Below are 17828 nucleotides of genomic sequence, written 5' to 3' on the forward strand. Positions count from 1 at the left end.
TCCCGTTCAGGCCGCTTCGGAAGCGGAGGCTGCTGTTATAAGCGCCTGTGTGGTCAGGGCATCGCCCGACAATTCTTTGATGATCTGGCCGCGTGAGAAAACCAGCGCCCGATGGCAGATATTGGCGATCTCCTCGAAGTCGGTCGAAACGATAACGACCGCGAGCCCGGCCTCCACAGAGCGGGCAATCAGGCGGTAGATCTCCGCCTTGGCACCGACATCGACGCCGGCCGTCGGGTCTTCGGCAATCAGCAGCCTGCGCCCGGTGGCCAGCCAGCGACCGACGACCACCTTTTGCTGATTTCCGCCGGAAAGCGCCTCGACGGGCAGTTCAGGATCATTCGGCCGCAAGCCGACGCTCTCGCCAATGCGCGACGACAGGGCTGCCTCGCTGAATTGGGTAAGGAAAGTAAACAGGCCGCGTTTGCTGGCACCGGGGTTCATGAACATGTTTTCCCGCACGGAAAGCGACATGGCGATGGATTCTTCCGTCCTGTCGCGGGCAATCAGGCCGATACCGGCATGCATGGCCGTGATTGGTGAGGAAAGATCCGGTGCCTCGCCATCCATAAGCACCTTGCCCCGCGAAGGCTGGGCGCCGAACAGTGCCCGGCCAACCGCCTCCTGACCGGCACCGCGCAGACCGACAAGGCCTAGAAGTTCGCCCTGGCGGATTTCCATGGAGACCGGGCCGATGGCCGGGCAGGTGAGGTCCTTTACCGTGACCAGCGCCTTGCCGGCTGCTGCTGTGGACTTGACGAAGACTTCACTGGCCTTGCTGCCGACGATCATTTCGATCAGTTCGGCTGCACTCGTTTCACCGACCGACTTTTCGCCGACCAGCTGGCCGTCGCGCAGCACGGCTACCCGATCCGCGATGCGGAAAATCTCGTCCAGGCGGTGGGATACGTAGATCATGCCGACGCCATGCTGCTTTAACGGCCTTATGGCCTCAAACAGCCGCTCGACTTCATCGGCGGGAAGGCTTGCCGTCGGCTCGTCCAGCACCAGCACATCGGCATTTGTCGCCAGTGCCCGGGCAATGGCGACGAGTGCCTTTTCCGTGCGGGTCAGGCTGGAAACCCGTGTCTGCGGATCGAAATCACAGCCGACAAGCTTCAATGCCCTGGCGGCGCGATCATCGGTCGAGGACCAGTCGATCAGGCCGGAACGCATCGAAAAACCCTGTGCCAGTCCGACATTTTCGCCGACTGTCATCCATTCGATCAGCCCCATATCCTGGTGGATGAAGGCGATCGGCTGGCGTTGCTGCGGTCGGGGCGGGCGGTGAATATAGGGTTCACCGCGAAAACGGATCTCACCGCCATCCGGCTTGTGAATACCCGCAAGTGTCTTGATAAGTGTGGATTTTCCAGCACCGTTTTCACCCAGAAGCGCCAGGATCTCACCCTTTCCAAGGGTCAGCGACACATTGGTCAGGGCGTTGGTGCCACCGAATATCTTGGTGATTGAACGAAACTCAACGAGCTTGTCATCTTCCATCGAGTATTCCTCCCAAAACCTCGAATGACATATTTGTTATCGATAACATCAATAGATGTCAAGTTTGAAGTTTCTGACCGCGCCGGGTGAGAGGGAGGCTGCGGAGCCCGCGCGGACTGGCCATAACGCTGAAACCTGCAAAGCTGTGCCGGGCGGGGATGGGCAGGCGTTGAACCCCGCTGATTTTTCCGGGCCGGGGGCGGCCTCAGGTGCTTTCGCGTAGCAGGACCTGGTAGGGCGTCAGTATCAGTTCGTCACCGGCAAGGTCGTCGCCTGCGATCCGGCGCAGCAGCTTTTCAGCCGCGAAACGTCCGATATCGCGGCAGCCGACGTCAACTGTCGTGATGCGCGGGTGGCAAAAGGCTGAAATCTCATAGTCGCCGAAGCCGGCGATGGCGATGTCGCCCGGTACCTTGATGCCACGACGCTGGCACTCCATCAGGGCGCCGAAGGCGGAGAGATCGGATACACAGAGCACGACTTCCGTATCCGGCCAGCGCTCCAGCATGGAGACGATGGCCTGGGCGCCCTGCTGGATGGTGATCGGCGGAACGCCGAAGGAGATCAGCCGTCCCGGCTCAAGACCGAGCTCGCCAATCGCCTGGAGAAAGCCCTGGCGACGCATGCTGCCGCGCGTGTCGCGTGCCGTCGTGCCGCCGATATAGCCGAATTTTCGGTAGCCCTTGGCCGCCAGTACCTTGACGAGGTCGCTCATGACCGCGCTGTTGGAAAAGCCGACAACGCTATCGATCGGTTGCTCTGGAATTTCCCAGGTTTCAACCACGGGAATGCCGGAATTTTGCAGCATGCGCCGGGCCGATGGCGTATGCGCGCCACCGGTCAGGATGATGCCTTCGGGGCGGCGTTGCAACATCGATTGGATCAGCCGCTCTTCCTTGTCCTGCGAATAATCGGTGTAGCCAAGCAGAAGCTGCAGGCCGGATTGCTCGATCGCTTCGGTGATGCCCTGGGCTGTTTCGGAAAAATTCGAATTGTTGATTGAGGGTATAAGCGCGGCAATGAAGCCCGTCTTGCGCGATGACAGCGAGCCGGCCGACTGGTCCAGCACGTAGCCAAGTTGATCCACGGCTTCGAGAATGCGCTTGCGGGTTTCCTTCGAGACGCGGCCGTCCTTTTTCAGGGCGCGCGATACCGTCATGGTTGAGACATCGGCAAGCCGGGCGACATCGGCCATTGTCGGTGCGGCCCCCTGGCGTATGACGTCTTTCGCTGTCCTGTTCTTGTCCCCTGTCGGCAATGCCCGCTCTCCGCAAAACTGATATCTGAAACGATGACCGCCAGAAGGCTGCAACCGCTGCATGGTCAGATTTATATAAACCCTGTCTGCGTGCGATGCGACCGATCGTTGCGCTGGCTTCTGGTTTCCCGGTTGCGATGGGACGCTTGACAGACTTCGCTATTGTTGTTCATATCATGGCTGTTATCGATATCATATGAAAATTTCATGCCAGGGTCGTTCGGTCGCGTGTGTGAGCCGGTATTGTGGTCGCAATTGCCTGAGGCAAGTAAGATAAAACATTTCCCGTCGGGTCGATGCCTTCAAGGGGCGCTCATCGGCGGGGGCAGGTTTCGGGAGGAGACCATGTTCGGTGTTATCGAAGGAAGCGGTTTCGAGGTGCTCGATCCGCGGTTTGAGTGCTGTTTTGTCGGTCACGCCAGGCTGGAACGGCTCTGGACAGGCGGGCGCTGGCTGGAAGGGCCAGCCTGGTTTGGCGCCGGGCGCTATCTCGTTTTTTCCGATATTCCGAACAACCGCATGATGCGGTTTGATGAGACAAATGGCGTCGTTTCGGTGTTCCGTGTGCCCGCCAACAATGCCAATGGCAACACGCTCGACAATGAGGGGCGGCTTGTTACATGTGAGCATTTGACCCGGCGCATCACCCGTACGGAATTTGATGGGTCGGTTCGCGTGATTGCCGATCGTTTCGATGGTGCGCGCTTCAATTCCCCCAATGATGTTACGGTCAGGTCTGATGGCACGATCTGGTTCACGGATCCCTCCTACGGCATCATGCATGATTATGAGGGGGATTATGGCGAGCCGGAGATAGCTGGCTGCCATGTCTATTGTGCCGACCCGGCTTCGGGATCTGTGACCCGGGTCATCGATAGGATGGAAAAGCCGAACGGAATAGCCTTTTCCCCGGATGAAAGCCTGCTCTATGTGGCCGATACCGGCGCGACCCATCTTTCCGGCGGACCACGTCACATTCGGGTATTCAAGGCGGACAGTGGAATGCAGCTGCGCGATTGCGGCGTTTTCGCAACCTGCACCAACGGGCTATTTGACGGGTTTCGCGTTGACCGGTCAGGTCGGATCTGGGCGAGCGCCGCAGACGGCGTTCACTGCTATCACACTGATGGAACACTGATCGGCAAGATCCATGTGCCGGAAGCGGTGTCCAACCTGACGTTCGGCGGGGCAAAACGTAACCGGCTCTTCATCACCGCTTCCACCTCTCTTTATGCAATCTATGTCACGGCCAATGGCTGTAAACTGGGATAATGAAATGTTGACGGTCGCATTTATCGGAACGGGCCTCATGGGGGCACCCATGGCGAAAAACCTGCTGAAGGCCGGTTTTTCGGTCACTGTCTGGAACCGGAGCAGGGCCAAGGCTGAAGCGCTCGTACCCTTTGGCGCAAGGCTTGCGGAAACGCCGGAAGAGGCCGTAGCTGCCGCTGAGGTTGTCATCACCATGCTGTCAGATGGCCCGGCTGTCGCCGACTTTCTGTTCGCGCATGGCGTGGCTGCGAAAATCTGCAAAGGCGCAACCGTCATTGACATGAGCTCCATCCGTCCGGCTGAGGCGCGCGACCATGCCGAACGGCTTGCAGCACTGGGGATTTATCACATTGATGCCCCTGTGAGCGGCGGCACCAAGGGAGCGGAGGACGGTCGCCTGGCGATCATGGCGGGTGGCGAAGCAGGCCATTTCGAACCGCTGATGCCGCTGTTTTCAGCCATGGGGCAGGCTATCCTTCTTGGTCCGGCTGGCAGCGGTCAGCTGGCCAAACTCGCCAATCAGGCGATTGTCGCCATCACGATAGGCGCGGTTGCCGAAGCCACGCTCATGGTGCGAGAGGGCGGGATTGATCCTGCGGCCTTCCGGGCAGTTCTCAAGGGCGGCTTTGCCGATTCCGTCATCCTGCAACAACACGGAAAGCGGATGCAGGATGGCGATTTCGTGCCGGGCGGCCGCACCGTCTTTCAGCTCAAGGATCTAGAGAATGTCCTGTCTGAATGCCGTGAGATGGGGCTGGAATTGCCACTGACGACGCTTCAGCGAGATCGTTTTGCTGATCTGGTCGAGCGTCTTGATGGCGGCGATCTCGACCATTCGGCGCTTTTTCTGCAATTGCTTGACTGCAATCACCGCCGCTGAACAGCCGGTGGTGCCGGTATTTTTGCGATATTGAATGATATCGATAACATAATTTTGAATGGAGACTCCCATGAGCAAAGTCGAAATCCTGCAGATCGGCCCCTATCCGAGCTGGGACGATGAGCGTCTGAATGCACATTTCACCATGCACCGCTATTTCGACGTCGAGGACAAAAAGGCCTTTCTCGCAGCCCATGCGGGCAGTATCCGCGGCATTGCCACGCGGGGCGAACTGGGAGCCGACCGGGCGTTGATCGCAGCACTTCCGGCGCTGGAAATCATCAGCGTTTACGGCGTTGGCTATGATGCGGTTGACCTTGAGGCGGCGCGCGAACGCGGCATTCGCGTCACCAATACGCCGGATGTTCTGACCAGGGATGTGGCCGATCTCGGCGTCGCCATGATGCTTTGCCTCTCGCGCGGCATGATCGGCGCGGAAAGCTGGGTGCGCAGTGGCAACTGGGCCGGAAAGGGGCTCTATCCGCTCATGCATCGCGTTCATGGCAAACGTGCCGGCATTCTCGGCCTTGGCCGGATCGGCTATGAGGTGGCGCGCCGCCTGGCCGGTTTCGACATGGAGATTGCCTACAGCGACATCGCGCCCAAGGATTATGCCGCTGACTGGCGCTTTGTTGATAATGCGGTGGCGCTTGCCGAACAGTCTGATTTCCTGTTCGTGACGCTTGCCGCGTCTGCTGCCACGCGTCACATCGTCAATCACGATGTGATCACTGCTCTCGGCGCTGAAGGCATGCTGATCAATATTTCGCGCGCCTCCAATATCGATGAGGGCGCTCTTTTGGTCGCGCTGGAGAAGAAAGAGCTCGGTTCGGCCGCACTCGACGTGTTCGAGGGCGAGCCGAAGATCAACCCGCGCTTTCTGGCGCTTGATAATGTACTTTTGCAGCCGCATCACGCATCCGGTACCTATGAGACGCGCAAGGCTATGGGCAAACTTGTTTTTGACAATCTCGCCGCGCATTTTGCCGGTGAGAGCCTGCTGACGCCTGTGCTGTGATACTGCGGGTCTGAGCACGCGGATCTCGTGATGCGCAGTCTTTGCACCGCGTATCAACGTGATTTGGTTTGGCTGTCAAACTGGCGGTCGCCGAGATCGCGATGATTTCGGTTTTGATCCCTGTCATTTCAAATGGCATCCCTCTCGTGACATGTTGATATCGCTGGACAATCGGGGAAGGCTGACGGATGCTTGGCCTTTGCGAGAGGGAGAGATCGTCCAGCGCTGATCAGGCAGTGTCTGCGATCGGGAGGACCGCGAATGCAGGCGATAGGCCGGAGTTTGAAGACGACGCTTCTGGCGATTGCCGTTTCCGGCTTGCTGGTTGGCCTTGTTCTGCTGCTTTTGGGGTATCCCGCACCTGCGGCCATGGTCTGGGGTATTGGCGTCGTGCCGGCGTTGTTTTTCCTTGTCCTGGAGATTGTACGTTCGCTGGCACGGGGAGAGGTTGGACTTGATGTCGTCGCAGCCCTCTCCATGTCGGCGGCTTTGATGTTTGGTGAGGCGCTTGCCGCCGCCGTCATTGCGGTCATGTATTCCGGCGGCACCTTTCTCGAAAGCTTTGCCGAGGGCAGGGCACGGCGCGAGATGCATGATCTTCTCTCGCGCGTGCCACGCACGGCAACACGGCATCAAAATGGCGGTCTGGAAGAGGTCCTGCTTGATGCCGTCACGCCCGGTGACCGGCTGTTTGTCCGTCAGGGCGAGGCGGTGCCGGTTGATGGGCGGCTTGTATCGTCGGTGGCCTTTCTCGACACCTCGCCGCTGACCGGCGAATCCCTGCCGGCGCGTTATGATGGCGGTGCCGAGTTGATGAGCGGCTCGATGAATGCCGGCGAGGCCTTTGACATGGTCGCCGCCCGATCGGCCGGTGACAGCACCTATGCCGGTATTGTCCGTCTGGTCGAAGCCGCACAGCAATCGCGTGCACCCATGTCGCGGATGGCGGATCTGTGGTCGCTCGGCTTTCTCGCGGTCACGGTGATATTGGCGGCAGCGGCCTGGTGGTTCACCGGCGACCCCATCCGGGCGGTGGCGGTTCTGGTCGTTGCAACGCCCTGTCCCCTCATTCTGGCTGTCCCGGTAGCGTTGGTTGCCGGGATGTCGCGGGCGGCGCATTTCGGGGTGCTGATCAAGGGGGCGGCGGCGCTGGAGGCTATGGCCCGCATCAAGACGCTTATTGTCGACAAGACCGGTACATTGACGGAAGGGCGACCGCAGATCGTATCCGTTGATCTGCGTGCAGCCTTTTCGGAAAGTGAGGTTCTGCACTATGCTGCAGCGCTGGATCAGGCGTCCAAACACCCGGTCGGCCAGGCTGTCGTGGCGCAGGCGCAGGCTGAGGGCTTGGTGCTGCCCGTGCCACAGGCAGTGTCCGAATTTCCGGGCGAAGGGCTTTCAGGCCGTATCGAGGGGCATGACATACTGGTTGGCGGGGCTGGTTTCGTCGCCTCAAGGCTGGGATCCGGTCCGATAAGCCCTCCTGAAAAAACAGCCGGATCCGTGCTGGTGGCCGTTGCCGTGGATGGTGTTCTCGCGGGTTATCTCATTATGGCAGATCCTCTGCGCCAGGAAGCGGGGGCCATGCTTGATGGATTGCGTCAGCAAGGGATCAAGAAAATTCTGCTGGCCACCGGCGACCGCGCTGCGGTCGCCGAAAAGGTGACAGAGGGCCTCGGGCTGGATGGCGTCCATGCGGGGCTGACGCCGGATCAGAAGGTGGCTCTGGTGATTGCCGAGCGCAACGATGCGGCGGTGATGATGGTCGGCGACGGGATCAATGACGCGCCGGCGCTGGCGGCTGCCGATGTTGGTGTCGCCATGGGCGCACGTGGCGCAGCGGCGTCTGCGGAAGCCGCCGATGTGGTTCTGCTCGTCGATCGGGTCGGGCAGTTGCGGCCCGGCATCGAGATTGCGCGCCGGGCGCGACACATCGCCCTTGAAAGCGTTGCCGTCGGGATAGGGCTTTCGGTTCTTGCCATGATTGCCGCGGCCTTTGGCTATCTGGTGCCGGTTGAGGGAGCTCTGCTGCAGGAGGTTATTGATGTGGCGGTTATCCTCAACGCACTCAGGGTTCTCAGGGTCAAGGTCACCGTTTAGGTTGCAGTGGGATAAAGTCAGTACGGCGCGCGCTGTCTCAGAGCCACTTCGCCTGCACGCTGCTTTGCTGCACGAACAGGGTGGCGCCATGCCTGAAAAACGGCTGATGCAAACATTTATACCAAAAATGAACCGTTGTTGGCTTCGTTTGTCTCCACAAACGTTCTAGTTTAGTCATGGATTTGATACATGTTAAGTCAGCTAAAATGCAGGAATATCTGTAAGTGGGAATGTGGATGAAGTGCTTTCGAGATGGGCAGGCAGGTAAAACCTTTGCTTCGGTTGTTTTTTTCGCGGGGATGTTTGGCAGCGGAGCGGCATTTGCGGGGGATCAGTCCTGCGTTTCCGATCCGGCAGCTGTGGCAACGATGCAGCCCGGGGCTGCAATGATTACAACACCGCTGTCGGGTGAACTGGCAGCCAGATTTGATGCTGCCGTGACTGCGGTCCTTGGTGACACGGCGGCTCCAGGTGTCATTGCCGGCGTGCGCACGCCTGAGGGCTATTGGCAAAAGGCCTATGGGGTTGCCGATCCTGAAACCGGGGCGCCGATGGAAATCGGCATGCATACGCGGATCGGCTCGGTCACCAAGACGTTCACCGGAACGGTACTCATGCAGCTGGTTCAGGCTGGCAAGGTTTCTCTGGATGACACGATCAGCACCTATGTTGACGATATTCCGAATGGAGACCGGATCACGCTGCTCCAGCTGGCTGATATGACCAGCGGGCTTGCCAGCTACACTTTGTCGGAAGATTTTCAGGATCGTCTCTTTTCCGATCCCGAGCATGTTTTTACCGTCGATGAGCTTCTGCAATATGGTCTCGACGAATCACCGATTTTCGAACCCGGCGCGCGCTTTGACTATTCCAACACCAATACGGTGCTCCTGGGCGAAGTGATTGAGAAGGTGACGGGGAAGCCGGTCGGGGACGTGTTCAAGGCGCAGATTTTCGAACCACTCGGGCTTAATAATACCTTCTGGCCCGGGACCTCCAGCGATATTCCCGCGCCCTATCCCCAGGGCTTCACGATGCAGGGCAATGAGGCCACGCCGGATACGCCGACAAATGCGACCGATTGGAACCCGTCCTGGGGCTGGACGGCCGGCGGGATGATTTCCAGTCTCGATGATCTTTTGACCTATGGCCGCGCGCTCGGCACTGGGCAGGGGCTTTTGGACCCGGCTGCGCAGGAGGTGCGGCTTGCCAGTTTTCCGTCACCTGCTGGTTATGGCATCGGCATGGGCTGTGTTGGCGGCTGGGTTGGTCACACCGGCGAATTGCCGGGCTACAACACCACGGTGTTTTACGACACGGCCAGCGATACAACCGTCGTCGTGCAGACCAATAGCGACATTCCCTCAGGCGATTGCGGCGATGCGGCCGTGCTGGCAGGCAATGCGACCGGGCTAGCCTGTTCATCACCGGCGACGCGCGTTTTTACGGCCCTGGCTGAAGCACTTGGGCATCCCTATTCGATGCCCTGAACCAATCCGTATCGCCCTTTCTTGTGGGAAGCGAAAAAGCCCCCGCTCACAGATGGACCGGTGAAGCGGGGGCAAGGTCTGGCACAGGTTGGTGAACGTCGGAGCCAACCCTGCCGGAGACAGGGACGCCCGGCCATCGGTGCGTCCCATGGGAGAAGGGTCAGGCGAGTGCTTCTATGGCACGGGCCTTGATTTCGAGGCGGAGACCGCTTTTCGGGTCGAAAAAATGGATATTGCCGGGATCGGCCTTCAGGTAGAGCGTCTGGCCGGGCGCGAGGCTTGCATCCGGCGCCAGGCGGGCGGTTATTTCCGTGTCGCCAAGCAGGCAGATCGCATGGGTATCTGAGCCAAGTGGCTCCAGCACATCGATGCGTGCTGCAAAGAGAGCCTCTTCCTCAGCACATGGAACGAGATGTTCAGGACGAATACCGATTTCCACCTCGGTTCCAGTCTCTCCCTCGATATTTTCGACCGGCAGGGCAAAGTCGACAAAGCGCAGACTGGCCCTGTCACCATCCTTTTCCAGCGTTGTGGTGATGATGTTCATTTTCGGCGAGCCGATAAATTCGCCGACAAAACGGCTGATCGGGCGCTCATAGACTTCGACAGGCTTGCCCTGCTGCATGATTACGCCATCCTTGAGGATGACGATATGGTCGGCAAGCGTCATGGCTTCGACCTGGTCATGGGTCACGTAAATGGTCGTGGTCTTCAGCAATGTGTGCAGGCGCTTGATCTGGGTACGCATGTCAACGCGCAGCTTGGCGTCGAGGTTGGAAAGCGGCTCGTCGAAGAGATAGACTTTAGGCCGGCGGACAATGGCGCGCCCCATGGCAACGCGCTGGCGCTGGCCACCGGAAAGCTGACCGGGCTTGCGCTCCAGAAGCGGCGCGATCTGCAGGATTTCCGCGGCCTCTTTCACGCGTTCATCAATTTCGGCCTTGGTGTGGCCACGCATCTTCAGGCCGAAACCGATATTTTCGGCATTGGTCATATGCGGGTAAAGCGCATAGTCCTGAAAGACCATGGCGATATCACGCTCACGCGGTTCCAGGTCGTTGACCACCTTATTGTCAATCTTGAGCTTGCCCCCGGAAATTTCCTCCAGGCCGGCGACCATGCGCAACAGGGTCGATTTGCCGCAACCTGACGGGCCGACAAAGGTCACAAAGGCACCATCTGCAATCTCCAGATCTATCCCCTTGATTGCATTGAAGGCACCGTAGTTTTTCACAAGGCGCTCGAGCTTGATACTCGCCATTGCATCCTCCCAGATGTGCGGGCTGGCACAAAACCCGCGACTTACCGATGTAATCGAAGGACTTCACGAAACCGGTGGCAGGCTATCCCCTGGGGGAGGCGGCTGACAGCAGATTTGGCGAAAATCCGACTTGCCAAACGAATTTGGTATCGGTAGATTAACGATAACGTTATCGATATGCAAGCGATGGATACGAATATGGCGATCGAAAGTTTCGGAAAGCCGGAAGGGAAGAAGGTGGCGTCAGGGCGTGGCTCCGCACGCCGCACCGCCAAGCGCAGCCATACGGTCTATGAAGATCTGCAGCGTCAGATCATGCTGGGGGAACGCCCGCCCATGGCACCGATCCTTGAGCTGGAGCTGGCAGAGGAATTTGAATGCAGCCAGTCGACGGTTCGCGAAGCGCTGATCGCGCTCAATCACGACGGTCTTGTTGAGCGTATGGCCCATCGCGGCACTTTCGTTGCCGATTCGCGTGCCGATGATGCGCGGGAAATGATCATGATCCGCAAGGAGATCGAGACCCGCAATGTCGGCCGCGTGCTGCAGCGCTATGGCGCTTTGCTGCGCCGGGAACTGCTGGACTATATCGCACAGATGAAGACGATTGCGCGGGAAGGGGACGCCTACAAGCTTTCGCTCATCGACCGGTCCTTCCATCTTCGGCTGTTTGATGCGGCTGATCTGCCGAGTGTCGGTCCGGTGCTGCATCGCTGCCTCGTGCATAACCATCGCTTCAAGATTTTGAATTCGCGCGGCCGTCTTGATCTTGTCGAGACGGCGGATCGTCATGAAAGCATCGTTGAAGCGCTGGACAGTGGAGATCCGGAAAAAGTGGCGACGGCGCTCGGCCACCACATCACGACAATCGTCAATTTCGGCCCGGATATCCTGGCCGGCGGAGCAGCGGCCAGGCAATAGGTGAGGATATGTCGGGAGGGGCAGGGCAGATAAAGGCGGAGAGGACGCGGTTTCGGGCAAGTCCCGAAGACCGTCTTCTGACGCCCGACATGGCTGAGATCCTTGAGCGTCTGGCGCGTGAGGACCGAGGGCTTGCCGACCCGACGACGATTGCGCCGGCAGAAGGACGGGCGCTTGCGGAGGCAACCAATCGCCGCTGGAACAGGGATCTTCCGGCCATCCGGCAGAGCTGGGACTTCACACTTGATGTTCCCCATTCCCGATCGCTGAACTGCAGGCTGATCACGCCGAGCGAAACCGCGTCCGGCCTGATCGTCTTCGTTCATGGCGGCGGCTGGGCCTTTTGCAGCATGGATACGCATGAATATGCCGCCCGGCTTCTGGCGCTCTCGGCGGATGCCCATGTGCTGACCTTCGACTATCGCCTTGCGCCGGAACACCCGTTCCCGACCGGACTCAATGATTGTGTCGCCGTCTTTCAGGCGGTGCTTTCGGGCCAGGGGCATTTTGCCGGGATCAACCGGCCGCTGGCGCTGGCCGGTGACAGTGCGGGCGCCAATCTTGCGCTTGCGACCATGCTTTCGCAGAACGAAAATGGTGCGGCGCTGCCGGATTGCGGCCTGCTTTTCTATGGCGTCTACAATGATGATTTTTGCTCGCCATCCTATCGCGATTGCGAAAACGGTCCCGGCCTGACCCGGGCGAAGATGATGCGTTACTGGGACTTCTACACACCCGACAGGGCGCAACGAGACAACCCACTGGTCTCCCCATTCAAGGCGGATGACCGGGCGCTGGCGGCGCTTCCGCCGCTTTTCATCAATGCCGCAGCGATTGATCCGTTGCGCTCTGACAGTGAAATGCTGGCCGAACGCCTTGTCGCGCTCGGGCGGCGGGATATCTACCGGCTCCACGGAGGAGTGGTGCACGGTTTCATGCAAATGGGTTCAGTTCTTGCCGAGGCCCGATCGGCAGCGGAGGAGGCGGCGAAAGCCTTCCGAGAATTTACGGGCACTGAAGAAACCACTTAGTCGAACACGGTTCGATGACAAGCGGAGGAGCAAATGAGGAAAGTCGTTTCAGTTGTGGCACTGACCGCAGCCATGCTTGCATGCGGGACAGCAGCCAACGCCAAGGATACCGTTCGGTTCTGGTATCATTTCGACAATGCTGACAATCCGATGGCGGATCTGGTGGCAAAGTTCGAAGCCCAGAACCCCGATATCACGATCAAGGCTGAAAATATTCCATGGGGGACATATTACGATAATCTCTATGCCTCGATCGTTGCCGGCAACGCGCCGGATGCGGCGATGGTGAAGATGAATGCTCAGTCGCGTCTGGCAGAAATGGGCGCGCTGGTTCCGCTAGACGATTATATCCAGGCCTGGGACGGAGCCTCGGATATTGACGAAAATCTCTTCAATCTGACCAAATCGACGGACGGCACCCAATATTATCTGCCGCTGCAATATGTTGTGCTCTACCTTTATTATCGCACCGACATGTTTGATGAGCTTGGTCTGACGCCACCGAAAACCTGTGATGAATTTCGCGAGGATGCAATCAAGCTGACCCGCGACACCAATGGTGACGGCAATCCGGATGTATACGGCTTTGGCTTCCGCGGCGGTGCCGGAGGACAGGACCACTGGGGCAGCCTGACGCTTTCGCGTGAAGGCGTCAGTTTTGAGAAGGGCGGCATGACCAATGAGAATGCCATTGCCGGCACGCAGTTCGTGGTTGACCTGTTCCAGAAGGACAAGGTTTTCCCGCCATCAGCACCAAATGACGGGTTCAAGGAAGTGATCGGTGCCTTCAAGGCCGGCAAGACGGCCATGACCATTCACCATATCGGTTCGGCCAATGACATGGTTGCAGCCCTTGGCGACAAGGTCTCGGCTGTGCCGGTTCCCGAATGCGGCGGTGGCCATTGGACATCCTTTGGTGATGAGGAGACGGCGATCTTCTCTTCGTCAGAGGCTCCGGATGCGGCCTGGAAGTGGATCTCCTTCCTGTCGACGGCAGGCAATAACAAGGAGTTCAACGAATCCACCGGCCAGCTGCCCGTCAGCAAGACGGATGCGGCCAACTGGACGCTGCATCCCAAGCGCTTTGTCGATGCAACGGTGGCATCGCTGCCCTTCGCGCATATGCTGCCCAATGTCACCGCAACCGCGGACTTCGTGAATACGGTCTGGCCTGTCAACATGCAGCGCGCACTGCTCGGCCAGATCACGGCTGAACAGATGAACCAGAAGATCGACGAACTGTTCAACCCGTAAGCAGTCCTCCAGCCTGAAAAGACAAGTGCCCGGCCCAAAGGGGGGCCGGGCCGGTTCTCCCCCCGTTCATACCGGTTCCGCGCCGGTAGACGATCGAACTTTGTCTGCCGTGTGACGGGAACAATCAGGGCGCCGGCGCCTCTCCGGCGAAACGAAAATGACAATGATAGAAACCGAGCAGCCGATGTCGCGTGCGGCGCTTGCCAAGAGGGTGCTCCCCTACGCGCTGCTGTCACCGGCGGTTATCGTGACGCTGGCAATCGTCTTCTTCCCCATGGTACAGGCCGCCTGGATGAGCCTGCATGACTATGTGCTGTTCAAACCGCATTCCATGCCCTTTGTCGGCCTGAAGAATTTCATCAATGCCTTGCATGACGAGGTATTCTGGATCTCGCTCAAGCACACGGTCATCTGGATCGGGATCACCATCCCTTCGCAGCTGCTTCTGGGCCTTGCCGCTGCGATGCTGCTGAACCAGGAATTTCCCTGGCGGCCGCTGGCGCGCGCGCTGATCATCATTCCATGGGCGCTGCCAAGTGTTGTCATCGGCCTGATGTGGGTGTGGATCTATGACGGCAATTACGGGATCCTCAACGATTTCCTGTTGAGGGTCGATATCATCAAGCAGTCGATCCCGTGGCTGGCCGATCCCGATACCGCGCTTTACGCCATCATCCTGACGCTGACCTGGCAGGGCTTTCCCTTCTTCGCGGTGATGATCCTCGCCGGTCTGCAATCGATCCCACGGAGCTATTACGAGGCGGCATCCATCGATGGCGCCAGCAAGTTCCGCCAGTTCTGGCACATTACGCTGCCCGGCATCTCAGGTGTCCTGGTCACCGCGGTTCTGCTCAGGACCATCTGGGTCGCGAACTCGATTGACGTCATCTACGTCATGACCGGCGGTGGTCCCGGTTATTCCACCTACACGCTGCCGCTTTACGCCTTCATCAAGGCCCGCACCAATCTCGATTTCGGTTACGGTTCGGCGCTTGCCGTCCTCTTCACCCTGATGCTGCTTGGTCTTGTCATTGTCTATCTCCGCAAGGTCGGGAGGGTTTCGCAATGATCGTCGGGAAAAAATCCACGCTCAGACGCGTGCTGTTTGTCGAACTGCCGATGGTGCTGATTCTGCTCTTCACCCTTGGGCCCTATCTTTGGATGCTTCTGACCTCGCTGACGGCGGAAGACAAATTGTTCACGCAGGGACCGAGCCTGATCGGCGCGACATTCGACAACTATGTCCGCCTGTTCAAGACGGTCGGCTTCCTGGGCAACATGCTCACCTCCTTCATCATTGCCGGTGGCACGGTGATTGTCGGCCTGACGCTGAGCGTGACGGCGGCCTATTCTTTCTCGCGCTTTTCCTTCAAGGGAAAACGCTATCTTCTGATCCAGTTCCTGATCATCAACATGTTCCCGATTGTGCTGCTGATCCTGCCGCTCTTCGTGCTGATGCGCGTTCTCGGCCTGATCGATACGCATCTGGCACTGATCATCGCCAATTCGACGGTGGCCATTCCATTCTCGGTCTGGATGATGACCAGCTATATCAACGGCATTCCGAAGTCGCTTGACGAAGCGGCGATGACGGATGGCTGCACGAGGCTCGGTGCGCTCAGGCGCGTGGTTCTGCCGCTGTGCATGCCCGGCATCATTGCCACCGGCATCTACATCTTCATCACGGCCTGGAATGAATATCTCTATGCCCTCACGCTCGGCGGATCGCATGTCCGTCCGATCACGGTCGCGATCCAGACCCTGATTGGTGAGTATGAGGTGCAGTGGGGCCTGCTCACCGCAGGCGGCATTGTCGGCGCCATGCCGGCAACCATCCTCTTCCTCATTGTTCAAAAACGCCTGATCAGCGGCATGACCCAGGGTGCGGTCAAGGGCTGACGGGCAGGGAGATCTTACGTGAATAATTCAGTCGGTATCATATCGATGCAATTTGCGCGGCCGTTTACACGCCAGCACCTGCCGCTTTTTGCCCACATGAAGTCGCTCGGCTTCGATCTTGTCGAGCTGCTTGTCCCCGAGCCGGAGGACGATCTCGATCTCGCCGCAACACGCGCGGCAATCGAGACCGCCGGTCTGACCGTGGCGCTTGCCGCCCGGGTAAACCCCTCCCGTTCGGTCTGTGATGCCGATCCGGCCATCCGAAAGGCGGGGCTGGACTATCTGAAATATGCTCTTGCGGTCGCCGATGCACTCGGCGCCCGCTTCCTCGGTGGCCCGCTTTACGGTGCGCCGATGGTCTTTGCCGGCCGCGCGCCGGCACCCGTGGCCGAAGATGAAATGCGCGCCCGTGGCGAACGCACAATCGAGGCGATGGCGGCGCTTGCACCGCTGGCGCAGAATATCGGCTGCAAGCTGGCACTTGAACCGCTTAATCGCTACGAAACCGATGTTATTTCAACAGTTTCGCAGGCGCTTTCCGTGATCGATGCCGTCGATCATCCAGCTTTTGGCCTGCTGTTTGATACCTTCCACGCCAATATCGAGGAAGGTTCGATACCCGATGCGATCCGCATGGCGGGCAATCGTATTGTCTATTTCCAGGCCAATGAAAATCATCGCGGCTTTCCCGGAACCGGTCATATCGACTGGGCCGAGACCATGCGGGCGCTTTCTGCCGTCGGCTATGACGGACCGCTGACGCTGGAGCCCTTCCGCCGCAATGACGACCGGATCGGTCTGCCGATCGCGCAATGGCGGGCACCGCATGAAGATGAAAGCGAGAAACTGAAACATGCCGTCGCCCTGATCCGGGCCATGGCATATATGGCGGAGTATCGGCGATGACCCTGAATATCGGCTGGATCGGCTGCGGCCTCCACGCATCGCAAATGCTCATGCCCCAGCTCGGGCGCAACGACATGCGCATTGCCGCTGTTTGTGATCTGAACGCTTCGGCTGCCGAGGCCGCGCGCTGGCGTTATGGTGCCGAGGCGGTCTATTCCGACTGGCGCGATCTCATCGCCCATCAGGGGCTGGATGCCATCGGCATGGCGGTCGGTCCCGATCTCCATCACGAGGCCTCGATTGCAGCGCTTCAGCACGGGCTGCCGGTCTTTCTGGAAAAGCCGCCGGCACGTGACAAAAAGGGTGCGGAAGACATCGCGCGCGCATCTGAAAAAGCGAACAAGCCGGTCATTGTCGGCTTCATGAAGCGCTATTCGACCGGCAACAAGATCGCGGAGAATATCATCAGAAATGGTGATTTCGGTCCGGTTCTGGGGCTGTCCGGCTCGTATATGTCGGGGCCTGCCTATTTCGGCAAGACGCCGGACTATACCAGCTTCTTCCTGCATCACTGCGTCCACTACATGGACCTGATGCCCTGGCTTGCCGGTGCGCCCTTTGCCGATTTCGAGGTTCGTGCCAGCGAGCACCAGCCAGGCCATATGTTGATGCATATGAATTTTGCCTGCGAGAACGGGGCGATCGGCAATATCATCATGGGGACGATCCAGTCGCGTGGCACGCCCACCGAGGCGATCACCATCATGGGCGATCACCGTCGGATCGAAATCGAGAATGTGATCAATATCCGCTATTTCCGCGATCCGGCCTTCAAGGCCGATGATCCGGCGGCAAGCCTTGCTGATGGCGCTGACACGCTCTCCTGGACCCCGAATTTCACCGCAGCCGCCAATGAGGATCACAAGGGCTATGCCGCGCTGATGCATGATGCAGCGCTTGCCTTTGCCGGTGAGCCATCGGCTGCACCCACCATTTTTGACGGCGTATCCGCCATGGCGTCTCTGGAACGCATGGCCGAGCGCGTCAATGAACAACTCAGAAGGCGCCGTCTCTGACGGCACTGAGAAATAGCCG

15 protein-coding genes are annotated in these 17828 nt (G+C 59.0%); 12 read left to right on the plus strand and 3 right to left on the minus strand.

The annotated features are described in order from the left end of the window. Positions 1–6: 6 nt before the first annotated feature. Complete coding sequence (locus FJU08_RS11860; RefSeq protein WP_141149231.1) at positions 7–1503, minus strand: sugar ABC transporter ATP-binding protein; 1497 nt, start codon at positions 1501–1503, stop codon at positions 7–9. Between the two features lie 205 nt (positions 1504–1708). Next, positions 1709–2698, minus strand: a complete 990-nt coding sequence (locus FJU08_RS11865; protein WP_141149232.1) for a LacI family DNA-binding transcriptional regulator — start codon at positions 2696–2698, stop codon at positions 1709–1711. A 408-nt stretch (positions 2699–3106) separates the two neighbouring features. On the opposite strand from FJU08_RS11865, the gene FJU08_RS11870 reads away from it, so the two are divergent. From FJU08_RS11870 to FJU08_RS11890, 5 genes are all read left to right on the plus strand, one after another. After that, positions 3107–4033, plus strand: coding sequence for an SMP-30/gluconolactonase/LRE family protein (locus FJU08_RS11870; RefSeq protein WP_141149233.1), 927 nt, complete (start codon positions 3107–3109; stop codon positions 4031–4033). Then, positions 4014–4913, plus strand: coding sequence for an NAD(P)-dependent oxidoreductase (locus FJU08_RS11875; protein WP_141149234.1), 900 nt, complete (start codon positions 4014–4016; stop codon positions 4911–4913). The genes FJU08_RS11870 and FJU08_RS11875 overlap by 20 nt, the downstream gene beginning before the upstream one ends. A 70-nt stretch (positions 4914–4983) precedes the next feature. Next, positions 4984–5931 carry a 2-hydroxyacid dehydrogenase gene (locus tag FJU08_RS11880; RefSeq protein WP_141149235.1) on the plus strand — a complete coding sequence of 316 codons (948 nt, stop codon included), beginning with the start codon at positions 4984–4986 and terminating at the stop codon, positions 5929–5931. A 261-nt stretch (positions 5932–6192) separates the two neighbouring features. Further along, positions 6193–8031 (plus strand): heavy metal translocating P-type ATPase, encoded by a 1839-nt coding sequence (locus FJU08_RS11885; protein ID WP_141149236.1) that lies wholly within the window; start codon positions 6193–6195, stop codon positions 8029–8031. A 386-nt stretch (positions 8032–8417) separates the two neighbouring features. Further along, positions 8418–9521: a serine hydrolase domain-containing protein gene (locus tag FJU08_RS11890; protein WP_210245222.1), complete on the plus strand. Its 1104-nt coding sequence runs from the start codon at positions 8418–8420 to the stop codon at positions 9519–9521. Positions 9522–9681: 160 nt separating this feature from the next. Here the strand turns inward: FJU08_RS11890 and FJU08_RS11895 are convergent, their stop codons facing one another. After that, entirely contained in the window at positions 9682–10782 is a 1101-nt protein-coding gene (locus FJU08_RS11895; RefSeq protein ID WP_141149237.1) for an ABC transporter ATP-binding protein, read from the minus strand. Positions 10783–10980: 198 nt separating this feature from the next. On the opposite strand from FJU08_RS11895, the gene FJU08_RS11900 reads away from it, so the two are divergent. The 7 genes from FJU08_RS11900 to FJU08_RS11930 all read left to right on the plus strand — a co-directional run bounded on the left by FJU08_RS11900 (position 10981) and on the right by FJU08_RS11930 (position 17809). Beyond that, positions 10981–11703, plus strand: a complete 723-nt coding sequence (locus tag FJU08_RS11900; RefSeq protein WP_141149238.1) for a GntR family transcriptional regulator — start codon at positions 10981–10983, stop codon at positions 11701–11703. 89 nt (positions 11704–11792) lie between these two features. Further along, positions 11793–12734, plus strand: coding sequence for an alpha/beta hydrolase (locus FJU08_RS11905; RefSeq protein ID WP_235890666.1), 942 nt, complete (start codon positions 11793–11795; stop codon positions 12732–12734). 33 nt (positions 12735–12767) lie between these two features. Further along, positions 12768–13988: an ABC transporter substrate-binding protein gene (locus FJU08_RS11910; protein ID WP_141149240.1), complete on the plus strand. Its 1221-nt coding sequence runs from the start codon at positions 12768–12770 to the stop codon at positions 13986–13988. A gap of 157 nt (positions 13989–14145) precedes the next feature. Continuing rightward, entirely contained in the window at positions 14146–15057 is a 912-nt protein-coding gene (locus tag FJU08_RS11915; RefSeq protein ID WP_141149241.1) for a carbohydrate ABC transporter permease, read from the plus strand. Then, complete coding sequence (locus FJU08_RS11920; protein ID WP_141149242.1) at positions 15054–15887, plus strand: carbohydrate ABC transporter permease; 834 nt, start codon at positions 15054–15056, stop codon at positions 15885–15887. The genes FJU08_RS11915 and FJU08_RS11920 overlap by 4 nt, the downstream gene beginning before the upstream one ends. An 18-nt stretch (positions 15888–15905) precedes the next feature. Continuing rightward, positions 15906–16793, plus strand: coding sequence for a sugar phosphate isomerase/epimerase family protein (locus FJU08_RS11925; protein ID WP_141149243.1), 888 nt, complete (start codon positions 15906–15908; stop codon positions 16791–16793). Next, complete coding sequence (locus FJU08_RS11930) at positions 16790–17809, plus strand: Gfo/Idh/MocA family protein (RefSeq protein WP_141149244.1); 1020 nt, start codon at positions 16790–16792, stop codon at positions 17807–17809. The genes FJU08_RS11925 and FJU08_RS11930 overlap by 4 nt, the downstream gene beginning before the upstream one ends. Positions 17810–17828: the final 19 nt, after the last annotated feature.

Source organism: Martelella alba, from assembly GCF_006516955.1.
Taxonomy (GTDB): domain Bacteria; phylum Pseudomonadota; class Alphaproteobacteria; order Rhizobiales; family Rhizobiaceae; genus Martelella; species Martelella alba.